The sequence below is a fragment of the Paraburkholderia sp. BL6669N2 genome (genome assembly GCF_003387275.1).
GTDB lineage: Bacteria > Pseudomonadota > Gammaproteobacteria > Burkholderiales > Burkholderiaceae > Paraburkholderia.
In genome coordinates, this window is the sequence record NZ_QUNA01000001.1 from 4,497,483 (window position 1) to 4,523,020 (window position 25,538).

Here is a 25,538-nt window from a genome sequence, read left to right on the forward strand (position 1 = left end):
TTACGGTGGACATAAACTGCGTAGTCATGCGTTAATCAGTTCTGTTCGGTATAACGGGTGCAGGATCGGCATAGACCTGCTTGGCGTCAGGCAATGACATTTCATACCTACTTCCGCAAAGTTCTTGGCAAGCCGTCGCGCGCAACCGCCGATCGGAGTGCTCTGCATCGTGACCCGTCTTGGATTCACTTGGGTTCACGCGGGCAGGTTCATGCGCAATCACGTATGGAACGTCAAGGGCTGGCTGGGCCGGATCGCAGCGACTGCTCACCGGAGTCGAGCGAGGCTATCTTCGAGTTGCTGGGTTCGTCGGCGAACGCTGCGTGCGACACGTCGGCATACGAGCGGCCGGGCGCGTCGGCAAATACCGATCGGGACGATCTTCTCGCCACGCTCAATGAACAGTATTACCAAGCGCTCAAATCGCCGTACTTCCTGCCCAACTCGGAATGGATCGGGTCGTCTGCAAACGGGATACCCGGATTGGGCAAAGAGGCGATGGGTGAACGAGCCCGCGCTGAGGATGATTTAAGTTCAATCCACAGTCTGCTATCCGACATCGACGTGCTCGAGGAAGCCTTCGATGCGTTGCACGAGGGCGGCGTGACGGATCTGGCCGGACAGGACGCGGTGCCGGAAATCCTTCGCCTGTTCGCACCAGCCGAATATCACGCGTCGGCGGCACGCCGCGTGGGAATGGCGCCGCCGCCAGTCGCGCGGCGGGACCATCACACGCTCGCGATAGACAGCCCGCTAGCCGCTCTGAACACTCACGTTCACCACGGGTCCAACGAATGACCGCCCAACCGCTACAAGATGTCTTCGCGAGCCAGGATCGCCAGTGCTCGCCGGCAGCGCAGATCGAAATGGTCGAAGCGAACATTCGTAGTCAGCCGACATCGGCCGCGCATCGCTGGATGCTGTTCCAGTGGCTATGTATCACCTGCCAGTGGACCCGGGCCGTCCAGCAACTCCAGGTTTTTGCCCAACTGGAACCGTCCCAGACGTCCGTCGCGCAAGCCTGTCGAGACTTGGTTCGTGCAGAACACTGGCGCGCAAAAGTCATGGCCGGGCAGCAGGAGCCGGGGTGGGTATTCGGCGACGCGCCCGCGTGGATACATGGCATGCTCAGTGCGCTCAAACTGTCCGCGCAGGGACAACAGAACGCGTCGGATGACGCCCGGGAGCGCGCGTTGGATCTCGCCCCGCTGGTCCCCGGGCAAACCTCGAATCAGCGCTTTGAGTGGATCGGCGACAGCGATTCGCGGCTAGGCCCGGTCTGCGAGCTAATTACCGCGGGGCGCTATCGCTGGCTTTCGCTGGCGGAGCTCGCCAGTTGGCGGATCGAAAGGCCGTCGACGCTACTCGACCTCGTGTGGGCGCCGTGCACGCTGTCGCTTATCGACGGCGCGGTGGTGCGCGGCTTCATGCCGGCACGTTACCCGCTCGCCGCCCATGAGCCTCCTGTCCTGCGCGAAACGCTGCAACTCGGACATGAGACCGTTTGGCATGAGTCGGGGCGGACGGCCGTCATTGCATCCGGGCGTAAGACCTGGACGACAAGCGTGGCCGATTTCGATCTGTTCGAATTGGCTGACTGTTCGTTTAGTCCCGCCGCAGTGGACGGCGCCGCGCGCTCCGGTGCGGCGGCAGGAGTGCGGTGATGAGCCGCAAACGTCATGAACCGGACCGAACGGCGCCTGCGCCGCGCCAGGCCGATGCACAGCTGCTGCCCACCTTGTTCGATCGGCTGCGCGACGACGCACCGCACCGGCAGACCGAGGCACCCGGCGAGTATGCGGTCAGCCGGGCGCAGATGCGCGACATCATCCAGCGCGATCTTGCGTTTCTGCTCAACGCGACCAGCATCGAAGACCTGATCGATCGGAAGCGGCATTCATACGCGGCCGCATCGACCATCAACTTTGGCGTGCCGCCGCTCGCAGGCGCGTTCATGGCGTCGCACAAATGGGCGAAGATCGAACAGGTGATACGGGGCGCCATACGCGACTTCGAGCCACGCCTGATTGCACATACCGTGCAGGTCGTGCCCCTCACGGATGTCGATAGCCAGAGTCGCTACAACCACCTCGCGTTCGAGATTCGCGGAATGATCCGCATGGACCCCTATCCGCTCGAGTTCATGGTGCAAAGCTCGCTCGACCTGGAAACGAGCCGCCTGCACGCAGCCGCTCGTTGACCACAGGACATTGTTATGGATCCGCGACTGCTCGATTACTACAACCAGGAACTGATGTATGTACGCGAACTGGCTGGCGAGTTCGCGCAACTGCATCCGAAGATCGCACGCCGGCTCGGCATGCAGGCCGGCGAGATGACCGATCCGTACGTCGAACGGCTGATCGAGTCGTTCAGCTTCATGGCGGCGCGCGTGCAGCTCAAGCTCGACGCGGAATTCCCGCGCTTCACGGGACGTCTGCTCGAGGTGATCTACCCGAACTATGTGGCGCCCACGCCGTCCATGTCGGTCGCGCGTTTCTATCCGAGTCCCAGCGAAGGCAACCTCGTCGAAGGCTTCCGTGTGCCGCGCGGCAGCATGCTCACGGGCCGCAAGTCGGCAGGAGAGGACACAGTGTGCGAATTCCGCACGGGCCAGGATGTCGCACTCTACCCCCTCGAAATTACCCATGCACAACTGACGGGGATTCCGCCGGACATTCCCATGCTCGACCGCTATGTACCGCCCCATACGCAAGTGCGTGGCGCATTGCGGCTGCGGTTGCGTGCCACGGGCGAGGCTAAAATCGCCGAGCTGTGCGGACTGGACCGACTGCCGGTCTATCTCGCCGGAGATGAGCAGGTTGCGTCGCATCTGTTCGAACTGCTTCACGCGGCAGGTGTTGCGTCGATCACGGGCGAGCCTGGGTGTTTCGGCGACGCGGCGCGCCCCTTCTGTGCGGTCACGCATGGCGCGGTCGCACACGAGGGGCTTGGCATCGATCAGGGGTTGCTGCCGCTTACCTGGGCGAAATTCCATGGTCACAATCTTCTGCACGAATATTTCGCCTGTCCGAGTCGCTTTTATTTTTTCACACTGACCGGACTGCGCGAAGGGCTGAGCAAGACGAAAGGCCGTGAAGTCGAGATTGTCGTGCTGCTCGATCAGTCGCCGGACCGGCTGATCGGCCTTGTCGACGCCTCGCGTTTCGCGCTGTTCTGCACGCCCGTGATCAATCTGTTTCCGCGCAAAGCGCAGCGCATCGAATTGAATACGGCCAGCACGGAATTCCATCTGGTTCCGAAGCGCAACGCGCCGCTCGACTACGAAGTCTATTCGGTCGAAGCGCTCACGGCGCAGGTCGGCAAGAAGTCGACGGAATTCGCCTTCCGGCCGTTGTATCAAACGCTGAACAATGACGAGGGCAACCACGGGCGCTATTTTTCGCTGCGCCGCGAACGCCGGTTGTTATCGGACTCGGCCCGCCGCTACGGCACGCGCACGCCGTACATTGGAACCGAAGTGTTCGTGTCGCTGGTCGACCAGCAGGAAGCGCCGTATCACGAAGGAATGCGCTATCTGTCGATCGACGCCTGGCTGACCAATCGCGACTTGCCGAATCTGTTGCCGCGCAACGGCGTGAACGATCTGGACGCCGTTGATTCGGTGCCCGCGACCAGCGTCGGCTTGATTCGTGCGCCGAGCGCGCCTCGCGCGCCGTTTGCCGAGCGCGAAACCGCATGGCGGCTTATCCGGCAACTGAACTTCAACTATTTGCCGCTGGAAGATATGGATCACCGCCCTGGCGGGCAGGGTGTGCGCGACATGCTGCGCCTGTTCCTCACCGGCGACGACGTGGGACCGCGGCGTCAGGTGGAAAGCCTCGTCGGCGTGAAGACGCGGCCGGTCGCAAGGAAACTGCCCGGTGGCGGCCCACTGGTGTTCGGTCGCGGCATCGAATGTCAGTTGACGGTCGATGAAACCGGCTTTTCCGGTTTGAGTCCCTACCTGTTCGGGCTGATTCTCGAGCACTATCTGGCACGGCACGTATCCATCAATTCGTTCACGCAGACCGAGCTTCACTCAATGCAGCGCGGCCAATTGATGCGCTGGCCCGTGCGCATGGGCACACGCGGAGTGGCTTGATGGAGCGGGCCTTATTCACGTCAACGCTGCGCGACACGGCGCTATCGGCGGATGCAGTCGAGCGGCTGCAGACGCAGCCATGGCATTTCGGATTTTTTTCGCTGATGCGCCGCATCGGTGCCGATGTGCGTATCGATGTGATCGGCAAGGCGCGGCGTCCGCGTGCCGAACCATTCCGGTTAGGCCAGAAGCCGAGCCTTGCATTCGCGCCGCGTGAGATCGCCAGTGTGGGTGAACTCGGCGGGCGCCTGCATATTCGTCTGTTCGCGCTCGGCATGCTTGGACCGAATGGGCCGTTGCCCATCCACATGACGGAGATTGCCAGGGAGCGTGAAGAAAGCCGGCGCGATCCTACGCTCGTCCATTTCCTCGATATTTTTCACCATCGCTACCTCACGCTGTTGTACCGCGCGTGGGCCGACGCACAGGCGACCGCTGGACTCGACCGTGCCGGGCCCGATAGCGAACGATTCTCCTTTTATGTCGCGAGCCTGACCGGCCAGGATACGCGCGAGATTGGGCAGCGCGCTTTGCCCGCACACGCGCAACTTGCCGCGTCTGCGAACCTCGTGCGCGAAGCCCGCAACCCGGATGGCTTGCGCATGACGCTCGAGCGGTATTTCGGCGTTCCCGTCGCGATCGAGGAGTTCGTTTTTAACTGGATCGACGTTGCTGCCGACGATCACAGCTATATCGGCAAGCCCGGCGGTGCGGCGACGATGGGCGACGGCGCGATGCTGGGTGAGCAGGTGCCGGATCGTCAGCACCGTTTCCGGATCATCATCGGCCCGGTCGATATCGACGAATACCTGCGCTTCACGCCTCGCGGCGCGGATCTGCCGCAACTGGTCGATTGGGTGCGGAGTTTCATCGGTCGCGAATTCGAATGGGAGCTGGAGTTGCGCATCCGCGCACAAAGCGCGCCGCCTGCCGTAATGGGCGGCCCGCAGCAATTGGGTTGGTCGGGATGGCTCGGTCGCTCGCCCAGCGGCGAGCCGATTACCGGCATGCGCTTCGAGCCTGAACGCTACGCCGGCACTTTCGCGAAACAAAGTATCGACGCGGCGGGCAAGCGCCGGGTCACGCCGCAAGTGAAAGGACAAGATGAGTAGCAGCAAGAGACAAGCGACGGCGAAGGTGTCGGCAGCCAAAGCCGTCACACCCCTGCCCCACGACTGGATGTCACCGGTCGACGCCGCCGCGCCGTGCGGGGCCGACCTCGAATACGACCCGGAATTCGTCGTGCTGTCCGCGCAGATGGCCGTGAAAGTGGACGCGCAGTACGGCGACTTCGTGGGGATACCGGAACCGGTGAACTGGAGCGAGGTCGAGCGCGATTGCCGACGCCTGATGATGCGCAGCAAGGACATGCGTCTCGCGGTGTTGTTCACGCGTTGCCGCACGAGGCTCGCGTCAGCGGCGGGACTGGCGGAAGGGCTGGGGCTGTTGGCCGCATGGCTCGCCGCGTTTCCCAGCGCGCTCCATCCCCAACCCGGTGTCGACGACGATCAGGAAGCGGCGCTCGAAATCCGCATGAACGCTTTGCAGGCGTTGACAGATTCGGATGGGTTGCTGTCCGACCTGCGGGAGATCGCGTTGACTCGTTCCACCGCCACGCGCCTTCAGATGCGCGACGTCGAGCGCGCGTTTGCTCATCCACGGCCGAGCGATGCGCTCGCGCCCGAGTCCGTTTCGCGGCAACTCGAGGATCTTCGCATCCAGCAGCCGGACATGCTTCGCGGCTTCGATGGCGCGCTCGCGAGCCTGGAGTCCATCGATACCTGGTGCAAGGCGCATCTTGGCGTCTACCTGCCGGACCTCGCTGCGCTCACGCGGTTGTTGCGGCGCGTAGTGGGAGATCGATCGCGCGTGACGATGGCGCCAGATGACGGATCGGTGGAGGCGATGCCGCTCGACGATGCTTGTGCGGCGGCATCGTCGAACGAGGAGACGCGCGTCGTGCATGACGACATTTCGCCGCCGACCGGTTGCGCCGCGCCGGTTAGCCTCGGCGTCAATGTGGCGGCAGCGGGCCGTGAGGGCGCTTTGGAGCGTATCCGGGACGCTCGATACTGGTTCGAGCAACACGAGCCGAGCAGTCCGATCCCCGTTTTGCTGAAGCGCGCCGAACGGTTTGTGGGGAAACGGTACGTGGATGTCGTCAAGGCCATTCCCACGGAGTTGCTTGAACAATGGGATAACGAGGAGTAGTCGCGGTGCGCGATGTTTAGAGCCTTCACTGTGATTGCCATCGGAATAGCGCTTCTCGTCGTGGCGTCGCTGACGGCGATGAATACCCGGCATTTTGTTTTGTCGTCGGTTGTGGTTCCCGGGCGGGTTGTCGCACTGAATGCGGGCGAGAGTCATCCGGGAGTGGCGTTTGTGACACGGAGAGGTGAGCGTCTCTCTTATCCCGAGGGTGGGTTCATCTTCGATATGAAAGTGGGGGACGTCGTGCAGGTTCGCTACGCAGAGGATGAACCATTGCAGAGCGCGACATTGGATAAGGTCGGCACGGTCTGGTTCGGTCCGATCTTGCTCGCACTCCTTGGCGGCGGGTTTCTGGTTGCCGGTTTGTTGAGTTGGCTACGGACGAGAACGAAAGGGGGTAGAGCATGTCGTCGTTAAGACGAAGTCGATGGCGGGTTTTCCACTGACGCCAGTTGTTGAGATTCTCCCTGTCCGACAGCCTCTAGGAGAGCAAAGCCGATGTTCAAATTTATTGCATCGCTCGTGCTTGGAACTGCGTTTCTCGTCGTCGCGCTATTCAATGTGCTGTCCACGCGCCAGTTCTTGCAGGAGTCGATTGTGTGCCAGGAAAGGTCGAGGCCTTGAACGCGGGAGGAAGCCATCCTCAAATCACCTTCGTGACAAAGAAAGGTGAAGTCATTTCGTACCCGCAAGGGGGCTTCATTTACGGCATGAAGGTCGGAGAGGATGTCAAGGTGCGGTATGCAGAGAACCGTCCGCTCCGGAGCGCTCGAATCGAAGAATTTGGGGCGATCTGGGACACGGCGATAGCGTTTGGGTTTATTGGAGGCTGTGCGCTTTTGACAGCTGTCAGTAACTGGCCGAGGAAGGACAAAAGCCGGAGGTGAATCAACATGTGGTTATTTCGGGAAAGTCTTTGGAGTTTCGAGACCGGCGCGACGGGAGGCTTTAGTCTGGATTTCCTCGTTGCATCTGGCGGGGAGGTCTTTCTTAAAGACCCAAAGCAGCAATCACACACGTTCCACTATGGAGGCGTCGGGGTAGGTTACGGATTTGGCGCGCGGCTGCCTCGAATCAAACTGCCCAAAGTGACGCTGCCCGAGATCAGACTCCCGAAGATAAGCGGACACGAGGTTGGTGGATCCGTTGCTTCGAAGAACTTCACCAGTAACGGTTATGTGTTCATGACCGATGCGTTTGCGGGCAGTGAGCTCCGTCGGTCCGATTTACAGGGCGGCGTTGTCTATATCGACGCCGGTGCAGGTCTGTTCGCCGGAGAAGGTGCGACTCTGATGCTGCTCGGCATCAACGCCGCGTTGCTCACGATGAGCATCGTGAATCCCGGCTTGAGTGGCCTTACAGACTACGCGATTCGTCAAGCACCCGCCGCTCTCGTGATGTACGGTCATACAGCGGCCTTGCAAGCCGGCTTCGGCGCGGGCTTGCTTGTCGGCATGTTGCACTGAAAGAGGCAGAGCGTGATTGTGCCGCGGTAGCGAACTCTCAGCCGCAAACCGTAAATTGAAGTGAAAACACCATCTTAATAGATTCGTTATGCTTAATTTACTGACAAGCCGTACCGTTACCATGGATGGGCCTGCAATCCCGCTGTCGTCCATGAACGACCCGCTGTTGGAGCTAAAAGCGATACAAGGCGCCGAAATCCTTTCGGAGATCTACCGCTACACGCTGTCGTGCCGCACGCCACTCGGAATTCCGACGGAAGAGGCCGCCAATCTCGACCTGAAATCGATGATCGGCAAGGAGCTGACCGTCACGATCCAGTTGGACGGCATGGGAACGTTCATGGCCGGGATTGAAGGAATGGCGGGAATGGGCAATGTCGGGGCGGGCATCCGCGAGATAAGCGGCATAGTGACGGAAGCCCGATACGCGAATCAGACCGACCAACACAGCAGTTACAACCTGGTGCTGAAGCCTTGGATCTGGCTGGCCGACCAGAGGTCGGATTTCCGGATATTCCAGCGCAAGACGGTCGTCGAGATCATCGAGAACGTGTTTGACAAATACATGTACTCGTACGACCTGCGTCTGAGTGGCTCGTATCCGGTGCTGGACTATCAGGTTCAGTACGGAGAAACGGATTTTTATTTCATTCAGCGATTAATGGCCGAGCACGGCATTTATTGGTTCTTCGAGCACTCGAATACGTTTCATCGGATGGTGCTCGTGGATCAGCTCGGCGCGCACAAACCGGTAGAGAGCGTCGCCTATCAGAACTTGTGGTATTACCCGCCGGGACACAAGATCGATCAGGAATATATCCACGCATTCGACACGGGCGGCGCGCTTCAGTCGGGCCGTTGGACGACGAACGACTTCGACTTCAAGAAACCTGCGGCACGCCTGACTGTGCAGAACGAATTGCCTCAGGAGACAGCGCATAACAACTTCGAACGCTACGAATGGCCGGGGGATTACACCGACCCTGGGCACGGAGAGCAGCTCGCGCGCTTGCGTATGGAAGAAGTGAGGGCACAGGGCGAGCGTGCGTCGGGTAGCGGCAACCTGCGCGACGTGGTGTGCGGGACGACCTTTCATCTAAACGGTTATCCGCACGAGGCGGCGAACCAGGAGTATCTGGTAATCGGTGCCTCGTTCTTCGCAACGGAAACCGGAGAGGCAAGCGGCGGCGAGTACTCTTTAAGCACGTCGTTCACGGTCCAGCCCGCGACGACGGTGTTTCGGCCGTCGAGCAAGCAATATCCAAAACCACGCACCAGCGGACCACAAACGGCGATCGTCACGGGACCTCCGGGGCAGGAAATCTGGACCGACCAGTACGGCCGCGTGAAGTTGAGTTTTCACTGGGATCGATCAGGTGTGAAAGACCAGAACTCGTCTTGCTGGATACGTGTGTCCTATCCATGGGCGGGCAGCAACTTCGGCGGCGTGAACATACCGCGCGTGGGTCAGGAAGTGATCGTGGATTTCGTCAATGGCGATCCCGACCGGCCGCTTGTAACGGGGCGTGTTTTCAATGCTTTCTCGATGCCGCCCTGGGATCTACCGGGCAATGCGACGCAAAGCGGGATCATCAGCCGTTCGATGAAGGGCGGCAAGTCTAACTACAGCGGTATTCGCTTCGAGGATAAGCAGGGAGCGGAAGAGTTCATGATCCAGGCGGAGAAGGATATGAACACCACTGTGAAGAATAACGAAACTCATGTGGTGGGAACGGACCGGACCAAGATCGTCAACGGGCAGGAAGTGACAACGGTGCAGGGCGACCGGACGCAGACGGTCAATGGGCAACACATGGAGACAATCAAGCACGATATCTCCCAGACGTCGACGGACGGCAACGTCAGTGTGACGTCCGAAAATGGCACCGTGACAATCTCCGCGAAGACGCAGATCAAGCTCGTTGTCCAGGGAACGACTGTCGTCCTGACTCCGAAGTTAATCAGACTGATTTCAAAGACGATCGAAAGTCAATCTTCCGCCGAAACGAACATGAAAGGCAGCAAGATCTATCTGAACTGCTAACTGCCTCTGAACAGCCAATAGACAATGACAGTGCACTACACAATGCATGAAGGCAGGATCACCTTGCCCGCCGGCTATAGCGACCGGACAGTAAATATTTTCGTACAGGACCCGATGACGAATGGCCTGTCCAATCTCCAGGTCGCGCGAGACACCGCGCGACAAGGCGAAACACTCGATGATTATGTGAATCGCCAGATCGCTTTGCTAAAGCGGAAGATCAAGGGCTTGTCTGTCACTTCACGCGAAGCAGTTGTGCTTGCGGGATGCCGCGCGGACGGCATCGAAATTGAAACCCGCTATCAGAGCAATGGAAAGTCTGTCTACCAACGCCAATGCGCGGTCTTTATGGCCAACGACAGGGCACTCATCTTCACGGCGACCAATACCGTCCCGTTCACTTCAGAGCAACTCACGATCTGGCGGCGGACGACCGATACATTCGTACCCGCCTGATCGATTTTCATTGTCGTCTGTCCAGTCGATCCTGTTTGCGCCGCTGCCGGTGCACGGTATTCAAGAGCGCGTCTAGAGGAAGAGCATGTTTGAAGCAGCACGTGTCGGAGACGAGATACAACATACGTCGGCCCTGGCTGGTTTTCTGATCGGCGCGATACTTGGTGCAGCGCTGATTTTCGCTGTTGCAATGTTGACGATCAGTTGTCCGTTTCTTGTTGGATTTATTGCCGGCTTTATGGCCAGCATGATCGCGGAACAGATAGTCAATATTGCGACCCAATTAGGCAGCCTGTTTACGAGCACAACCGGCAGTATCACGGAAGGTTCGGCGAATGTGTATGTCAACGGGCGGGCAGCCGTCCCCGCCAAAATCAGTGCCGCCGCGTGCGATCACGATACGCCTCACGAACTGGCGGCGTGTGGATCCAGTACCGTATTTATTAACCAGCACGTCGCCGCACGTAAAGGCGACGACATTCAATGTGGCGCGACGATTGAGAAAGGGTCGAAGAACGTATTCTTTGGCAGCGACAAAGCCTGTGAAATAGCGGTAGCCAGTGAAATACCGGCGTGGGCAGTGAATCTCAAGAACGCGTTGTTTCTGGTCGCGGGCGTTGCCGGCGGCTTGGCGGGCGCGCTAAAAAACGGTATGAAAGTGACATGTCCGTGTGTCTTGAAGTTTCTCGCTGGCCAGGTTGCGGGAATCTACGTGGGTTCCAAAGTCTCGGAGGGCGTGTCTGGGCTGTTCGGTCATCCCGTCCATGTGCCGACCGGTCAGAAAGTTCTCGTCAACGAGCTGGATTTCGAGTTGCCCGGCCTCTTGCCGTTCTTTGGTTCACGCTCGTATTCCAGTGCGATCGATACGTGCGGTATGTTGGGCCGCGGCTGGCAGCATAACTGGGACATTCACCTGAAACGCAGTAGCCGCGGTCTCGAATATGTCGGATTTCAGGGGCGCGAAGTCGGCTTCGACGATATCCCGGCCGGTCAGTACCAGTACAACTCGTTCGAACAACTCTATCTGTCTCACGCGTTGGACGGCCGCTATGTCCTGAACGGCCTCGACGAAATCTTTTACGGATTCAGCGTGCGTCCGATGAATGACCGGCACGTGCTGGAGCGTATCGAGGACAAATTCGGACACTTCATCGAGTTCCGTCGAGACTCGGGCGGCGCACTCATCGAGGTGCGCAACGACGCGGATGTCGTCCTTGAATTGCATCATGCCGATGGACGCTTGATCGGCGTGGACCGCGTCGACGGTACGCGGCGCAGTCTTATTCGTTACGGCTACGATGAAAATGGACAACTCATCCGCGTGCGCGATCGAACCGACACGCTGGTGCGACAGTTCGCCTATGCCGCCGGGTTGATGATCCGGCATGCCAACGCGCTCGGCTTTACTTGCAGCTACCGTTACGCGCAATACGGTGACGAGTGGCGGGTGGTCGAGCATGCCACGGATTCCGGCGAGCGGTACACGTTCGCGTACGACATCGAGACGAGGCGCGCGAGCGTCAGTAGCGAAGCGCTTGGCACGCAGCATTGGGAATACGACGCGGACAGCCTGGTCACGCAATGGACCGACTATCTGGGCGCGCGCTATCAGTTCGAATATGACGGGCACCAGCAGCTGGTGCGCATCGAGTCTCCAGGCGAGCGTATTCAACGTCTTGATTACGACGCACTCGGGCGAATCGCGAAAACAGTGGACGCCACCGGCCGGGTCTGGCAAAGCACGTATCACCTCAAAACGCTGCGACTGTCTAGCAACACACTGCCTGACGGCAGCGTCTGGCAGTGGAACCATACGGAACAGGGTCTGCCGGTCGAACGGATCGATCCGCTCGGTCAGGTGGCACGGTTCGAACACGACGGGCGCGGACTGCTCACGTGCTACACGGACGAGCGGGGCGGAACGAACAGGCTTACCTACGACGATCGCTATGGTCTGCTGCTGAGCCGCACGGACTGCTCAGGTTCGACCACGCGCTATGCGTGGAATGACGAGAGCGAGCTGGTCCGCCAGACCGATGCGCTGGGGCAGGTGACGCAGTTACTGCGCAATGCCACCGGCGCGGTCGGCACGGTGGTTCATGCCGACGGCACGCGCGAGACATTCGAGTACAACGCGCTGGGCCAGATCAGCCGGCACAGCAACGCGTTGGGATATGTCTCGCGGTGGGACTACACGCCGCGCGGGCAGGCCGAGCGTTACACGGACCGGCTGGGGCGCACGCTTACCTATCGTTACAACGCGAATGGACAGCTGGTGAGACTGACCAATGCGAACGGGGCGAGCTACGACTTTAGCTATGACGCTGCGGGTCGCCTGACTGCCGAGGTCCGTCTGAACGGCGTGCGGCGCGAGCTGCGCTACAACCCGAACGGCGAAGTGATCGCGCAAACGATGACGGGCCGGCACGGCGAATCGGAAATGATCGGTCTGGAGCGGGATGCAGCCGGGCGGCTGATCGGCAAGCACGGCAGGTGCGCGACTACCCGCTACGTCCATGACCCGCTCGACCGCGTGACGGCGGTCCACCGGCAGCCGTGCGCGGCCGGCGTGGCGCTGGGCATCGAGCCCTGCGAAGTGACGTTCGAGTATGACGCGCTGGGCCGGTTGCTGGCGGAAACGGTGGACGGCCAGCGTTCGGAGTCGCGCCATGACGCGCTCGGCAATCTGACCGAACGCAGGCTTCCTCTGGGTCAGCGGATCTCGATGCTGCACTACGGCTCGGGGCACGTGCACCAGATCAGCCTGGACGGTGAAACGCTCAGCGATATCGAACGCGATGCGCTGCACCGCGAAGTGCAGCGCACGCAGGGGCCGCGTGTCTGCCGCACGACTTACGATCCGCGCGGGCGCACGGTGTCACGGCTGAGTGAACGCTCAGGGCGCGAGGGAATGGCGGACAACGATCTGCTCGGGTCGGCCTATCAGTACGATCTTGCCGGCAATCTGCATCAGGTGATCGGGCAAGGCGGCGGTGCGCACTCGCGCGGCACGGTCCATTACTCGTACGACGTGATGGGCCGGATGACGGGCTACCACGACGGCAACGGGCTGAACGAGAGTTACCTCTACGACGCGGCTGACAACCTGATCGACGCGACGCGTGACAGCGCGGCGAGCCGGATTCTGGACGATCTGCTCAGCCGTTTCCGGCAGACGGGCTACAGCTACGACGGCTTCGGGCAGCTTAAGCGCCGGGTGCGGGATGGGCTGGTGCAGGACTTCGTCCATGACGACGAGGGGCGGATGGTTCGCGCGTCGGGTCAAGGCCGGCATGGCTGGCACAGCACGGCTTACCACTACGACGCGATCGGCCGGCGAACGGGCAAGGTCACGCGTCGCGCGGCAGCGGACGGCACGGCGCTCGTGGAGGAGACGCGCTTCGTGTGGGAAGGTATGCGCATGGTGCAGGTGCTGCGCGATGAGACCGTGCGCACGTATGTCTACTCACCGGATTCACCATACCGGCCGATGGCGCGGGTGGACCAGCCTGTTGTCAGTGTCGACGGACAGTGCCGTGCGGGTGACCGGCGCGTCGTGTGGCATCACCATGCCCACGACAATGGTCAGGTGTACGACGTGACGGGTGCAAACGGCGAGGTGGTGTGGGAGCCGGGTTTCACGGGCTTCGGAGAGTACAGGGGAACGGAGTGGCTCGACGACAGGCCGTTCGATGAGGCGCTGCGGTTTGCGGGTCAGTATGCGGACGAGGAAACCGGGCTGCATTACAACACGTTCCGGTACTATGATCCGGCAACGGGACGGTTTGTCAGTCAGGATCCGATCGGGTTGGCGGGGGGATTTAATCTTTATGCGTATGCGCCCAATCCGGTATCGTGGATTGATCCGTGGGGGTTAAGTTGTGAAACGATCGACCCTAGGACAGAATCATTTGAAAGCTGGGTTGCCAGAAGTCGTGGCGAAGCAGATGTGTACTTGAGAAGCAAGGGAACGGGTTCGGTTGATTATGTTGGCATTTCGAAAAATTCAACTGAACGTTATGCTGCGGGTCTTGGCTATAAGCTTAGATTGTTAACAGAGGACACCGGGCAGCTGCTTAGAAATCAGGCGAGAGCCGTTGAGCAAGCCATAATCGATGCCAAGCGTGGAGTCTTCGAAAATATTGACAACAGTATTGATCCGGGTAGAGCTTTATATAAAGATGCTGTTTCTTGGGGGCAAAACTGGCTTAAGGATAACGGATGGGGGCGTTTACTGGAGTGAGTCAAATGAAAATGAAGGAAGTCATAAACCTTCTTGATGGTGGAAAGAAATCCGATCCTGTGCTGGGCGATGTTTTTGTTATGCACATGAAGGGCATTGGTTTTATTCCGGGAATGGTCGTCAAGGATGATATGAAGTACGGGTCGGAAAGACTTTACCTGATATATATTTACAATGAAATTTCTGAAGACAAGAATGTCGGCTTTAGGCTGGTTAAGGAAAATATGATTGTGCCGCCAGCGCTTGTTACGAAAATGGACTGGAGGGCTAATGGCGGATTTGAAATTATCGGAAATACTCAGAAGGCTGGGATGGACGTATTCAAAAATCACTGTTTTTACGATGATTTGAGAATGCGCTATATTGATCAAAATAAAGAAGTGTGCGAAAAATTTGACCCATGTGGAATCTATGCCATTTCCAATATTGGATCTGAAGCCATAAGTATTTATGAAAAACTGAATCCTGGCATTGAGATTGTCGAATAATTCTCGGAATGAGTAACTAAAGTGCCGCAGCGCGGCCCTTTGTTCATTCTGCCAGCCGTGGTCTGGCATGATGGTTAGGCATGCGTAACGGTAATCGACACCGAAGCTGACGTGCTCACCAGGTTTCCGTGGACGGCCAGCGTTCGGAGTCGCGCCATGACGCGCTCGGCAATCTGACCGAACGCAGGCTTCCTCTGGGTCAGCGGATCTCGATGCTGCACTATGGCTCGGGGCACGTGCACCAGATCAGCCTGGACGGTGAAGCGCTCAGCGATATCGAACGCGATGCGCTGCACCGCGAAGTGCAGCGCACGCAGGGGCCGCGTGTCTGCCGCACGACTTACGATCCGCGCGGGCGCACGGTGTCACGGCTGAGTGAACGCTCAGGGCGCGAGGGAATGGCGGACAACGATCTGCTCGGGTCGGCCTATCAGTACGATCTTGCCGGCAATCTGCATCAGGTGATCGGGCAAGGCGGCGGTGCGCACTCGCGCGGCACGGTCCATTACTCGTACGACGTGATGGGCCGGATGACGGGCTACCACGACGGCAACGGGCTGAACGAGAGTTACCTCTACGACGCGGCTGACAACCTGATCGACGCGACGCGTGACAGCGCGGCGAGCCGGATTCTGGACGATCTGCTCAGCCGTTTCCGGCAGACGGGCTACAGCTACGACGGCTTCGGGCAGCTTAAGCGCCGGGTGCGGGATGGGCTGGTGCAGGACTTCGTCCATGACGACGAGGGGCGGATGGTTCGCGCGTCGGGTCAGGGCCGGCATGGCTGGCACAGCACGGCTTACCACTACGACGCGATCGGCCGGCGAACGGGCAAGGTCACGCGTCGCACGGCGGCGGACGGCACGGCGCTCGTGGAGGAACGCGCTTCGTGTGGGAAGGCATGCGCATGGTGCAGGTGCTGCGCGATGAGACCGTGCGCACGTATGTCTACTCACCGGATTCACCATACCGGCCGATGGCGCGGGTGGACCAGCCTGTTGTCAGTGTCGACGGACAGTGCCGTGCGGGTGACCGGCGCGTCGTGTGGCATCACCATGCCCACGACAATGGTCAGGTGTACGACGTGACGGGTGCAAACGGCGAGGTGGTGTGGGAGCCGGGTTTCACGGGCTTCGGAGAGTACAGGGGAACGGAGTGGCTCGACGACAGGCCGTTCGATGAGGCGCTGCGGTTTGCGGGTCAGTATGCGGACGAGGAAACCGGGCTGCATTACAACACGTTCCGGTACTATGATCCGGCAACGGGACGGTTTGTCAGTCAGGATCCGATCGGGTTGGCGGGGGGATTTAATCTTTATCAATATGCGGCGAATCCGGTATTGTGGGTTGATCCGTGGGGGCTGGCAGGTGACCCTGCAACTGCGACACACATTACCTATCAAGGTCTTGATGCGGCGACCGGAAAACCCTACGTCGGATATGCAAGCATGCAGGGGAATCAAACTGCACAGGACGTTCTCAGGTATCGATATGGAAACGACTTTAGTCGCTTTGGTGGTCAGGCACCTGATATCTTGTACGAAGGATATGGGCAAGCGGGCAAAGATATCGCGCGTGGTTTAGAGCAACGAACATTTGAAAATCTTGGTGGTCTTGAGGGTGCGGCAAATAAACAAAATCCAGTAGGCGCAGGAAATGCTCGGAGAACAGAATACTTGAGTGCGGCGGATGAGCATTTAAATAAAACGTCCGGGAAACCCAGTGAAAGTGCCGGATGTTGATCGGTGAAAAGTGATTTTTTATTGGGGATGGTGATGGCGAAGCGGATGATTTGGGTCCCTGGCGACTTGATTAATGTCAAGTTGCGGGAGAATCTTTATACGATAGGTCAAATGGCGGTCAGCCCGGTTATACAGTTTTATGATATTTTCAACTCGGACGGAATCTGGAGGGATGTCGACTTAAATGTCATAGACCCTCTTTTTCGAGTGTTTGTCGGAAATGTGGTAAATAGAAATTTGTCTCAAGGAAAAATTAAGGATGCGTCGGTTGTTGCGCGAATCGAGCCATCAGACCATCTTTGGATAAAGCCTTATACATTGACCATGGATGGTTTTCATTATAAAGGTGATAAACATTCTTTTCCGTTTTTGGGTGGAAAATTAATCGATCTTGGGCCAAATGGCGATACAGGTGTCACTTTGGGTAAGGCAGTGAGGGAGGATCTTACATTACCTAGAGATCGAGAATTAATTGAAAAATATGAGTTGACAAATATGTGGGGAGATGAGGATTTATCTGATCGCCTATGTCGATATTTTGACACTGGTATCAACCGTGATGATCTAAAATTCGAGGTGTTCCCTGGTTTGTGGGAGGACAGAATGTCGTTGAGGCCACTAACTCGACGGTTGCCAGTGCCTTTTAGATAGTTCTTTTCGTTTATGCGTACGCGCCGAATCCGGTATCGTGGATCGATCCGCTGGCGCTGTCTTGTGATTTATTGTCCAAGCCTAAGAAGGTAGTAAATTCAAACATGCCGCGCGCGGTGGAGAGGGCTGTTGAGCGAGGTGTTTATCCGGATAAGAACACAGCATCAGATGCTCTGAAGGCGTTATCAAAGCAAATAGAAAAGGACGGTTACCCTGTTGGGACGATCGTGGATACTGCTCATGCAGATCGAGTTCTGGTGCCCATCGGAAATAACGGTATGGCGGTGTATCAAATGGCAAAGAACGGAACTGCAAAAATAAAAACGGTCTTGATTAATTTGCTGGAGTAGAAATGGCTGGCCGAAAGATTGATATGGTGGTGAATGAAGATGGGGATGTTGCCTATTTGTCCCTGCCAGACCACCCTGGGAAAGGAAGTCCTGGGGTGGTTGCAAAACAGATAAGTCTCCATTCGATAATAAAAGAATAAAAGGGGCCTGAAATATATCTTGATTTTGATAAAAACGGAGTGCTTATCGGGATGGAATTTTTATTAGAACAGGCGGATTAAAAGATGGAGCCGCAGACGCGGCCCTTTATCGGCCTGCTCAGCGATAATGATGGCGTGAGCCAATCCACTCTCTTCATGAACTGTTTTTGCGTTCCCTGCGTTCAGCGGCCTGCACGAGCCATACCTTGCGCAGCTCGTCACTGGCAGCCTTGCGCGCGATGGCAAACGCTTCGCGTTCGCTCGCCCTGGCGACATCATCGTATCCGGGGGTGACGGTGAGGCGTTGCCGGATGTAGTCAATGGAGACATGGACGCGCTGGCCGGCCTTGAAGAATGACTCTGCGCCTAACCACCTGTCGATATGTTCCCATGGCATGAAGGGCTGCTGCGGGCGCGGTGGTATATCCAGTGAGTAGCCATCGGGCGCATCGCGCAGCGTGATGGTAATCGTGCGTGGTCGTGCCGCTCTGGGGGACGTGCTTTATGATTGCCATTAGCTACGAACCTAACCAACGCGAACAATGCGAACCACGACTTTACCCACAACGCGCTAGCCCCCCTCAAGTCGCCCAAATCCGCAACGGCCTCCCCCCCACCCCATGCACCACCGGCCGCAACTCAATCCAGCATTTCACAAACGCCCGCTGCAGCATCTCCATCGACCGCGAAACCCCCCGCACGACGAGCACTCCAGAAGTCACGCAAGAAGCCGCCATCCGCACCGAATCATCGAACGGCAATTGAGCCGTCAACGCCTCAGCAAGCGCATCATCGCAAGCATCCCCAACAGCCCAAAGCGTCCCATACGCAGGAAACCCCGCCAGCCCTTGAGCAGCATCGCGTAGCGAATCATTCGCCTCAAAACTCGCACGCTCGAACCACAGCAACTCGCCATCAGCCCCAAGAATCCGCGAAACCGCACGCAAACGCCCATCCGACCACCGCTCACCAGCAGCCTGGCGCCCGAGCTGCGTCGCGTCCCAGCCGATCGCAGTGGCGTCGCGAGCCAGCGTCAACGAAAAATGCAGCTCCGCGTGCGCATGATCGAAAACGATATTATTCTGCGGCAGCCAATCGAGCTTAGCCCGCTCACCGACACGCACCGCGATCTGCTGCTGCGCTTCACGCCCATTGGACTTGTACCACTTGGTCGCCCCCGGCGTGGTGATTACAGCATGCGCATCTGCGCCAACATCAACATCAATAGCAAGCCGATCCCCACCCGCAACACCACCCGGCGGATGCACGATCACCGCATGACAAACGCCTTGTCCTTCAGGATAAAGCGGCCGCTGAACCCGCAACGGCCCGTCATGCAGCCGATGCTTGAGCGTGGTCCGCTCCCCATCCTTGACGAACCCAAGTTCCAGACGTGCGCGCCATTGCGAATGCGCGCCATCTTGCGCGGTAGCGAGTGTGACGTGATTTTCGTGAAGCGACATGCGAATGGAGTGCGACCAGACGAAGAAAAGCAAAGCGTGCCTGCGCACGTCAGACAGCGCTCAACAGCGCTGACACAGGATGCATCGAGAATAGCATGCACGATGTCCAACGCCGTTCACACGGCGATCAACCCCCGCACGCCATCCGCATCCATATTGGCGCCTTCGCCGCCCGCGATGATCTCGCCACGGCTCATCACCCAATACCGGTCGGCGATGTCCTTGGCGAAGTCGTAATACTGCTCGACGAGCAGCACCGTCATGCCCATTTCTTCGACCAGTTGACGCAGCGTGCGGCCGATATCCTGAATGATCGAAGGCTGAATGCCTTCGGTGGGTTCGTCGAGAATCAGCAATTGCGGATCGCTCATCAACGCGCGGCCAATCGCGAGCTGCTGCTGCTGACCACCCGACAGATCGCCGCCCCGACGGCTGCGCATATCCTTCAGCACCGGAAAGAGTTCATAGATACGATCCGGGATTTTCTTGGGCGCCTTCTTGCTGGCGGCTCCCACCAGCAGATTCTCTTCGACGGTCAAGCGCGGAAAGATATCGCGGCCTTGCGGCACATAAGCCAGGCCCTTTTCCACGCGCGAATAGGTGGGCAGTTTGGTGATCGGCGCGCCGCGCCATGCGATCGAGCCGCTCTTCGTTTGCACGACGCCCATCAGGCAGCGCAGCAGCGTGGTCTTGCCCACGCCGTTGCGGCCGAGCAGCACGGTGAGTTTGCCGTCGGGCACGGTGAGCTTCACATCGCGAAGAATGTGGCTGCCGCCGTAGTACTGGTTCAGGTTCTCTACTTCTAGCATGTCGGTTCAACCTTTTATTACGGCAGTCCGTTTCACCGGCCCAGATAAGACTCGATGACCGTCTCGTCGCGTTTCACTTCGTCGAGTGTGCCGTGAGCGAGCACGCGCCCTTCGGCCATCACCGTCACCTTGCCGGCCGCGCCCGACAGCGCCGCCACGAACTCCATGTCGTGCTCGACGACCATCATCGAACAGGTGCCGCGCAGATGGTTGAGCAGTTCGGCGAGTTGCATGGTTTCGTCGTCGGTCATGCCGGCGGCCGGTTCGTCGAGCAGCAGCAAAGCCGGTTGCTGCATCAGCAACATGCCGATTTCGAGCCGTTGCTTCTGGCCGTGCGAGAGTTCGCCGGCGAGCCGCCGCGCTTCGCTCTCCAGACCGATCAGTGCGAGTGTCTCTTCAATGCGCGCTTGCGCCTCGCGATCCAGCCGCGCGCGCAACGAAGCCCACCAGCCCTTGTCGGCCTTCATCGCCAGTTCGAGGTTTTCCCACACGGGATGCTGCTCGAACACAGTCGGCTTCTGAAACTTGCGGCCGATGCCCGCACGCGCGATGGACGGTTCGTTCATCCGCGTCAGATCGATCGACTGGCCGAGATAGACTTTGCCGGAATCTGGCTCGGTCTTGCCGGTGATGACGTCCATCATCGTTGTCTTGCCGGCGCCGTTCGGACCGATGATGCAGCGCAATTCCCCGGCGTCGATGGTCAGCGTCAGTGCATTCAACGCGCGAAAGCCGTCGAAGCTCACGGTCACGTCTTCGAGATACAGGATCGTGCCGTGCGACACGTCGATCTCGCCTGGCACGACCGCGCGGCCCAAGCTCGCGACGCCGCTCAACGAGGTTTCAGCCGGTTCTTCCGGTAAAGCCAGGTCAGGAACCATCGGGTTTTCGTTCATGAGCGGTTCCTCTTGCGCGTCACCATTTCGATCAGTCCCATGATGCCGTTAGGCAACAACAGCGGAACCAGCACGAAGATCAAGCCAAGAAAGAACAGCCAGTATTCAGGGAAGTTCGCCGTGAAGAAGCTCTTCGCGCCATTCACCGCGAAGGCGCCGATGATCGGACCGATCAGCGTGCCGCGTCCGCCCACGGCGACCCAGATCGCCATTTCGATCGAGTTGCCCGGCGACATTTCGCCTGGATTGATAATGCCGACCTGCGGCACATACAAGGCGCCGGCGATGCCGCACAACACGGCGGACACGGTCCACACGAACAGCTTGTACGCAAGCGGGCTGTAGCCGAGGAACATCAAACGCGTTTCGCCGTCGCGCACCGCGGTCACCACGCGGCCGAGCTTCGAGGTGACGATGGCTCGCGCGCCGATGAACGCGAGAATCAGCACGGCGAACGTAATCAGCAGCAGGGCAGTGCGCGTGCCGGGATGCGTGATCGGAAAGCCGCCTATGCGCTTGAAGTCGGTAAAGCCGTTATTGCCGCCGAAGCCCGTTTCGTTGCGATAGAACAGCAGCATCGCGGCGAAGGTCATGGCCTGCGTGATGATCGACAGATACACGCCTTTCACCCGCGAGCGGAACGTGAAGAAGCCGAATACCCACGCGACCACCGCCGGCACCAGCACCACCAGCAGCAGCGCATACCCGAGATGCTGCGTGCCTTGCCAGTACCACGGCAGTTGATGCCAGTCGAGAAACACCATGAAGTCGGGCAGGTCGCTGCCGTATTTGCCTTCGTGGCCGATCGAGCGCATCAGGTACATGCCGATCGCGTAGCCGCCGAGCGCGAAGAACAGCGCGTGGCCAAGGCTCAGAATGCCGCAGTAACCCCACACGAGATCGAGTGCGAGCGCGGCGATCGCGTAGCACATGAACTTGCCGGTGATCGTCATCGCGTAGGCGGACAGATGCAGCGCGCTCGTCTCCGGCACGACCAGCGTGGCGAACGGCACGCCCAGACCGAAGACGATAATCAACGCGACCAGTGCGAGCCACGCGCGCCGCGACAACAGCGCAGGGCGCGGCGGCAGGCCGAGCGCGAAGCCGGATTGAGGCTCGCGCCCGGCGCTGGCGCCACCGCTCGCTGCGCCGACATGAGCCGATGAAGTTGCCGATGTCATCTCATGCCTCCGCGCTGCGGCCCTTGAGGGCGAACATGCCCTGCGGACGCTTCTGGATGAACAACACGATCAGCACGAGCACCGCGATTTTCGCGAGCACCGCGCCCCAGAACGGTTCGATTGCCTTGCTGATGAGCCCGAGGCCGAAGCCGCCGATCACCGTGCCGGCGAGTTGTCCGACACCGCCAAGCACCACGGCCATGAACGAATCGATGATGTAGCTCTGGCCGAGATCCGGACCGACATTGCCGATCTGCGAGAGCGCGCAGCCGCCCAGACCCGCAATGCCCGCGCCGAAGGCGAACGCATACGAATCGACCCGCGCGGTCTTTACGCCGACGCAGGCCGCCATACGGCGGTTCTGCGTGACGGCGCGCACGAAGAGGCCGAGACGCGTCTTCGTGAGCACGGCCCACGCGATGCCGACCACGATCAGCGAGAACGCGAGAATCGCGAGCCGGTTGTACGGCAGGATCAGATTGGGCAAGACGGTGACGCCGCCGCTCATCCACGCCGGGTTGACCACCTGCACGTTCTGCGCGCCGAATAGCATGCGCGTCGCCTGAATCAGGATCAGGCTGACGCCGAAGGTGGTCAGCAACGTCTCGAGCGGACGGCCATAAAGATGCTTCAGTACCAGCCGCTCGAGCACGATGCCCACCAGTCCCGCGGCGACGAACGAAGCCGGAATGGCGAGCAGCGGATACCAGTCGAACGCGCCGGACGCGAAGCGTTGAAAGAGGTTCTGCACGACGTAGGTGGCATATGCGCCGATCATCAGGAATTCGCCGTGCGCCATGTTGATCACGCCGATCAGCCCGTAGGTGATGGCGAGCCCCAGCGCGGCGAGCAGCAGCACGCTGCCGAGCGACAGCCCCGCGAACAGCGTGCCGGCGATCTGGCTGCGCCGTTGGATCGCATCGAGTTCGTCGATGCCGCTTTGCGCGGCGGCGCGCACGCGATCGTCGGGCTCGTTGAAGGTGCCGTCCGGCTTCTTCGCGACGAGCGGCCGCAGCAGTTCGTTCATGTCGAGGTCGTGGCGCGCGGCGACCAGTTGCACGGCTTCGAGGCGCCTGGCCGGATCGGCGTCATGCAGCGCCGTCATTGCCCATAGCGTGTCGAGGCGCTTCTTCAACGCGGGATCGGTTTCCTTCGCGCGCGCCGCGTCGACGAGCGGTTTGATCGACGGATCGGGGTTTTGCAGCAGCGCGGTAACGGCGGCATCGCGTGTGGCCACATCCGGCGAATCCAGTTGCAGGCCGGAGAGCGCACCCGCTACTTTGGAGCGCAGCAGATTGTTCAGCGTGACCGGTTGCGCATCGCCTGCGGCGACGGTCTTGCCGGTGACCGCGTCTTTCGCCGTATCGCCGTCCTGAAGCAGCACGGCGCCCGCGTCGGTGGCGAGCGCGCTATCTTCGGAGAGCGCTTTGAGCACCGCCATGGATTCTTTGTCGTGATTGGCGATCAGCTTGTCGATGGCCGCGGACTTCGCGTCGAAGTCGTCGCCGACGAGCGGCGCAACATCGGCCTGGGTCAGCGCGAAGGCGGCCAGCGGTGCGCCGGCGAGCAGCACGAGCGCCGCGGCAACGACGCCGCGTCGTGCGACCTTTCCTGCGACTTTTCGTGCGACCTTTCGTGCGGATGTCAGGAATGAAAACGCCATGGTGGCCTTTGAAGAAAATCCGGCGCAGCGGCGCGGCATGTGGGCAAGCGCCGTTGCCGCGCCGTCGGGTTGCTGCGCGCGAGGGCCGTGCCTTTCGGACGTCCGATCAAGGCACGAACGCGGGTGCGGTGGGCGCGCCCGTCGCGGGATTGCAATCGGCAAATCGACGTGCCGCGTCGGCGAGTTTCACCGTCGCGGCACGCCGTCCCGTCAGGCGACGCGCGAGCGCTTCAGGAACGCCGGAATCGAGCTGACCACGTCCGGCTTGCTCGAATTGCCGGCGATGAACGGGCTCCACGGCTGCGCGCGAACCGCGGTCTTGGTACGCCACACCACATTGAACTGACCATCGGCACGCACTTCGCCGATCATCACCGGCTTGTGCAGGTGGTGATTGCCGTCCATTTCCAGCGTGAAGCCAGACGGCGCCGCGAAGGTCTGGCCGACCATCGCCACGCGCACCTTGTCCACTTCCGTGCTCTTGGCCTTCTCGACTGCCTGCTTCCACATATGGATGCCGACGAAGGTCGCTTCCATCGGGTCATTGGTCACGCGCTTGGTGCCACCCGGCAGGTTGTTCTGCGCGACCCATGCGGCCCATTGCTTCTTGAACTTTTCATTGGCCGGGTTGCGCAGCGACATGAAGTAGTTCCACGCGGCCAGGTTGCCGACCAGCGGTTTCGTATCGATGCCGCGCAGTTCTTCCTCGCCGACCGAGAACGCAACAACCGGCACGTCCGACGCCTTCAACCCCTGGTTGCCCAGTTCCTTGTAGAACGGCACGTTCGAGTCGCCATTCACGGTCGAGATCACCGCGGTCTTGCCGCCTTGCGAGAAGGTCTTGATGTTCGCGACGATGGTCTGATAGTCGCTGTGGCCGAACGGCGTGTAGACCTCCTGGATGTCGGCTTCCTGCACGCCCTTCGACTTGAGGAACGCGCGCAGGATCTTGTTGGTCGTGCGGGGGTACACATAGTCGGTGCCCAACAGGAAGAAGCGCTTGGCGCCGCCGCCTTCCGCGCTCATCAGGTATTCGGTCGCCGGAATCGCCTGCTGATTCGGCGCTGCGCCCGTGTAGAACACGTTGCGCGACATTTCCTCGCCTTCGTATTGCACGGGGTAGAACAGCAGGCCGTTCAGTTCCTCGAACACTGGCAGCACCGATTTGCGCGACACGGAAGTCCAGCAGCCGAACACCACGGCGCACTTGTCCTGCGTGATCAGCTGACGCGCTTTTTCAGCGAACAGCGGCCAGTTTGACGCCGGGTCAACCACCACCGGCTCCAGTTGACGGCCCATCACGCCGCCGTTCTTGTTGATGTCCGCAATGGTCATCAACGCGGTGTCCTTGAGCGATGTCTCCGAGATCGCCATCGTGCCCGACAGCGAATGCAGGATACCTACCTTGATCGGACCACTGGACTGCGCCTGCGCAAACGGAACCTGACCTGCAAGCGCCAACGCGCCCGACATGGAGCCGAACTTCAACAGACTGCGACGTTTCATGTATATCCCCTTGCCATTGATGGTGACTGTTTATGGGCGTCGATTTCAGCCAGCAGGGCTTATCCCGCATGACTTGCCGCTTATGTACTGCAAGGCACATGCCATGCAGTAATTTCGACTTGTAT

General features: G+C 59.7%; 22 protein-coding genes and 3 pseudogenes. 18 read left to right on the plus strand and 7 right to left on the minus strand.

Features of this window, described 5'->3' with window-relative positions; genetic code table 11:
* Positions 1-225: 225 nt before the first annotated feature.
* From B0G80_RS20330 to B0G80_RS48085, 18 genes and pseudogenes are all read left to right on the plus strand, one after another.
* Complete coding sequence (locus B0G80_RS20330) at positions 226-798, plus strand: TagK domain-containing protein (protein WP_181919992.1); 573 nt, start codon at positions 226-228, stop codon at positions 796-798.
* Entirely contained in the window at positions 795-1,664 is an 870-nt protein-coding gene (locus B0G80_RS20335) for a type VI secretion system accessory protein TagJ (RefSeq protein WP_116119178.1), read from the plus strand. Before B0G80_RS20330 ends, B0G80_RS20335 begins: the two co-directional genes overlap by 4 nt.
* A complete protein-coding gene (gene tssE, locus B0G80_RS20340) occupies positions 1,664-2,200 on the plus strand; it encodes a type VI secretion system baseplate subunit TssE (RefSeq protein ID WP_116119179.1) in 537 nt (178 codons plus the stop codon). The genes B0G80_RS20335 and tssE overlap by 1 nt, the downstream gene beginning before the upstream one ends.
* 15 nt (positions 2,201-2,215) lie before the next feature.
* A complete protein-coding gene (tssF, locus tag B0G80_RS20345; protein WP_116119180.1) occupies positions 2,216-4,105 on the plus strand; it encodes a type VI secretion system baseplate subunit TssF in 1,890 nt (629 codons plus the stop codon).
* Positions 4,105-5,217 (plus strand): type VI secretion system baseplate subunit TssG, encoded by a 1,113-nt coding sequence (gene tssG, locus B0G80_RS20350; RefSeq protein WP_116119181.1) that lies wholly within the window; start codon positions 4,105-4,107, stop codon positions 5,215-5,217. Before tssF ends, tssG begins: the two co-directional genes overlap by 1 nt.
* Complete coding sequence (locus tag B0G80_RS20355; RefSeq protein WP_116119182.1) at positions 5,210-6,316, plus strand: ImpA family type VI secretion system protein; 1,107 nt, start codon at positions 5,210-5,212, stop codon at positions 6,314-6,316. Before tssG ends, B0G80_RS20355 begins: the two co-directional genes overlap by 8 nt.
* 12 nt (positions 6,317-6,328) lie before the next feature.
* Positions 6,329-6,733 carry a DUF3592 domain-containing protein gene (locus tag B0G80_RS48070; protein ID WP_116119183.1) on the plus strand — a complete coding sequence of 135 codons (405 nt, stop codon included), beginning with the start codon at positions 6,329-6,331 and terminating at the stop codon, positions 6,731-6,733.
* A 239-nt stretch (positions 6,734-6,972) separates the two neighbouring features.
* Positions 6,973-7,203, plus strand: coding sequence for a DUF3592 domain-containing protein (locus tag B0G80_RS48075; RefSeq protein ID WP_408968038.1), 231 nt, complete (start codon positions 6,973-6,975; stop codon positions 7,201-7,203).
* A 6-nt stretch (positions 7,204-7,209) separates the two neighbouring features.
* Entirely contained in the window at positions 7,210-7,782 is a 573-nt protein-coding gene (locus B0G80_RS20370; RefSeq protein ID WP_116119185.1) for a hypothetical protein, read from the plus strand.
* Positions 7,783-7,870: 88 nt separating this feature from the next.
* Positions 7,871-9,652, plus strand: a pseudogene (locus B0G80_RS20375) (type VI secretion system Vgr family protein); the annotation flags it as partial.
* 198 nt (positions 9,653-9,850) lie between these two features.
* Positions 9,851-10,282, plus strand: coding sequence for a DcrB-related protein (locus B0G80_RS20380; RefSeq protein ID WP_116119187.1), 432 nt, complete (start codon positions 9,851-9,853; stop codon positions 10,280-10,282).
* Positions 10,283-10,367: 85 nt separating this feature from the next.
* Complete coding sequence (locus tag B0G80_RS20385; RefSeq protein WP_116119188.1) at positions 10,368-14,525, plus strand: RHS repeat-associated core domain-containing protein; 4,158 nt, start codon at positions 10,368-10,370, stop codon at positions 14,523-14,525.
* Between the two features lie 5 nt (positions 14,526-14,530).
* Complete coding sequence (locus B0G80_RS20390; protein WP_116119189.1) at positions 14,531-15,013, plus strand: Imm26 family immunity protein; 483 nt, start codon at positions 14,531-14,533, stop codon at positions 15,011-15,013.
* A 128-nt stretch (positions 15,014-15,141) separates the two neighbouring features.
* On the plus strand, positions 15,142-16,101 hold the full coding sequence (locus tag B0G80_RS46970) for an RHS repeat domain-containing protein (RefSeq protein ID WP_116119190.1): 960 nt from the start codon (positions 15,142-15,144) through the stop codon (positions 16,099-16,101).
* Positions 16,102-16,199: 98 nt separating this feature from the next.
* Positions 16,200-16,376, plus strand: a pseudogene (locus B0G80_RS48080) (RHS repeat-associated core domain-containing protein); the annotation flags it as partial.
* 381 nt (positions 16,377-16,757) lie between these two features.
* Positions 16,758-17,405 (plus strand): hypothetical protein, encoded by a 648-nt coding sequence (locus B0G80_RS20405; protein ID WP_208328566.1) that lies wholly within the window; start codon positions 16,758-16,760, stop codon positions 17,403-17,405.
* Between the two features lie 71 nt (positions 17,406-17,476).
* Positions 17,477-17,755 (plus strand): hypothetical protein, encoded by a 279-nt coding sequence (locus B0G80_RS45320; RefSeq protein ID WP_147309883.1) that lies wholly within the window; start codon positions 17,477-17,479, stop codon positions 17,753-17,755.
* Between the two features lie 146 nt (positions 17,756-17,901).
* Positions 17,902-17,976, plus strand: a pseudogene (locus tag B0G80_RS48085) (DUF2283 domain-containing protein); the annotation flags it as partial.
* A 73-nt stretch (positions 17,977-18,049) separates the two neighbouring features.
* Here B0G80_RS48085 and B0G80_RS20415 read toward each other — a convergent pair.
* From B0G80_RS20415 to urtA, 7 genes are all read right to left on the minus strand, one after another.
* A complete protein-coding gene (locus tag B0G80_RS20415) occupies positions 18,050-18,292 on the minus strand; it encodes a hypothetical protein (RefSeq protein ID WP_116119191.1) in 243 nt (80 codons plus the stop codon).
* A gap of 184 nt (positions 18,293-18,476) precedes the next feature.
* Entirely contained in the window at positions 18,477-19,358 is an 882-nt protein-coding gene (locus tag B0G80_RS20420) for an urease accessory protein UreD (protein WP_116119795.1), read from the minus strand.
* Positions 19,359-19,474: 116 nt separating this feature from the next.
* Positions 19,475-20,167 carry an urea ABC transporter ATP-binding subunit UrtE gene (gene urtE / locus B0G80_RS20425; RefSeq protein WP_116119192.1) on the minus strand — a complete coding sequence of 231 codons (693 nt, stop codon included), beginning with the start codon at positions 20,165-20,167 and terminating at the stop codon, positions 19,475-19,477.
* A 32-nt stretch (positions 20,168-20,199) separates the two neighbouring features.
* Positions 20,200-21,063, minus strand: a complete 864-nt coding sequence (gene urtD / locus B0G80_RS20430; RefSeq protein ID WP_106285901.1) for an urea ABC transporter ATP-binding protein UrtD — start codon at positions 21,061-21,063, stop codon at positions 20,200-20,202.
* Positions 21,060-22,244: an urea ABC transporter permease subunit UrtC gene (urtC, locus tag B0G80_RS20435; protein WP_116119193.1), complete on the minus strand. Its 1,185-nt coding sequence runs from the start codon at positions 22,242-22,244 to the stop codon at positions 21,060-21,062. Before urtC ends, urtD begins: the two co-directional genes overlap by 4 nt.
* 1 nt (position 22,245) lies before the next feature.
* Complete coding sequence (gene urtB / locus B0G80_RS20440) at positions 22,246-23,907, minus strand: urea ABC transporter permease subunit UrtB (RefSeq protein ID WP_116119797.1); 1,662 nt, start codon at positions 23,905-23,907, stop codon at positions 22,246-22,248.
* A gap of 210 nt (positions 23,908-24,117) precedes the next feature.
* Complete coding sequence (urtA, locus tag B0G80_RS20445) at positions 24,118-25,413, minus strand: urea ABC transporter substrate-binding protein (RefSeq protein WP_106285903.1); 1,296 nt, start codon at positions 25,411-25,413, stop codon at positions 24,118-24,120.
* Between the last annotated feature and the right edge of the window lie 125 nt (positions 25,414-25,538).

Coding starts and splice junctions, on each gene's coding strand:
- B0G80_RS20380 (WP_116119187.1), top strand. CDS start 9,851: ATGACAGTGCACTACACAATGCATGAAGGCAGGATCACCTTGCCCGCC.
- B0G80_RS20355 (WP_116119182.1), top strand. CDS start 5,210: ATGAGTAGCAGCAAGAGACAAGCGACGGCGAAGGTGTCGGCAGCCAAA.
- urtB (WP_116119797.1), bottom strand. CDS start 23,907: ATGGCGTTTTCATTCCTGACATCCGCACGAAAGGTCGCACGAAAAGTC.
- tssF (WP_116119180.1), top strand. CDS start 2,216: ATGGATCCGCGACTGCTCGATTACTACAACCAGGAACTGATGTATGTA.
- B0G80_RS20370 (WP_116119185.1), top strand. CDS start 7,210: ATGTGGTTATTTCGGGAAAGTCTTTGGAGTTTCGAGACCGGCGCGACG.
- B0G80_RS20335 (WP_116119178.1), top strand. CDS start 795: ATGACCGCCCAACCGCTACAAGATGTCTTCGCGAGCCAGGATCGCCAG.
- urtE (WP_116119192.1), bottom strand. CDS start 20,167: ATGCTAGAAGTAGAGAACCTGAACCAGTACTACGGCGGCAGCCACATT.
- B0G80_RS20415 (WP_116119191.1), bottom strand. CDS start 18,292: ATGCCATGGGAACATATCGACAGGTGGTTAGGCGCAGAGTCATTCTTC.
- B0G80_RS20390 (WP_116119189.1), top strand. CDS start 14,531: ATGAAAATGAAGGAAGTCATAAACCTTCTTGATGGTGGAAAGAAATCC.
- urtA (WP_106285903.1), bottom strand. CDS start 25,413: ATGAAACGTCGCAGTCTGTTGAAGTTCGGCTCCATGTCGGGCGCGTTG.
- B0G80_RS20330 (WP_181919992.1), top strand. CDS start 226: ATGGAACGTCAAGGGCTGGCTGGGCCGGATCGCAGCGACTGCTCACCG.
- B0G80_RS48070 (WP_116119183.1), top strand. CDS start 6,329: ATGTTTAGAGCCTTCACTGTGATTGCCATCGGAATAGCGCTTCTCGTC.
- tssG (WP_116119181.1), top strand. CDS start 4,105: ATGGAGCGGGCCTTATTCACGTCAACGCTGCGCGACACGGCGCTATCG.
- urtD (WP_106285901.1), bottom strand. CDS start 21,063: ATGAACGAAAACCCGATGGTTCCTGACCTGGCTTTACCGGAAGAACCG.
- urtC (WP_116119193.1), bottom strand. CDS start 22,244: ATGACATCGGCAACTTCATCGGCTCATGTCGGCGCAGCGAGCGGTGGC.
- tssE (WP_116119179.1), top strand. CDS start 1,664: ATGAGCCGCAAACGTCATGAACCGGACCGAACGGCGCCTGCGCCGCGC.
- B0G80_RS20420 (WP_116119795.1), bottom strand. CDS start 19,358: ATGTCGCTTCACGAAAATCACGTCACACTCGCTACCGCGCAAGATGGC.
- B0G80_RS20385 (WP_116119188.1), top strand. CDS start 10,368: ATGTTTGAAGCAGCACGTGTCGGAGACGAGATACAACATACGTCGGCC.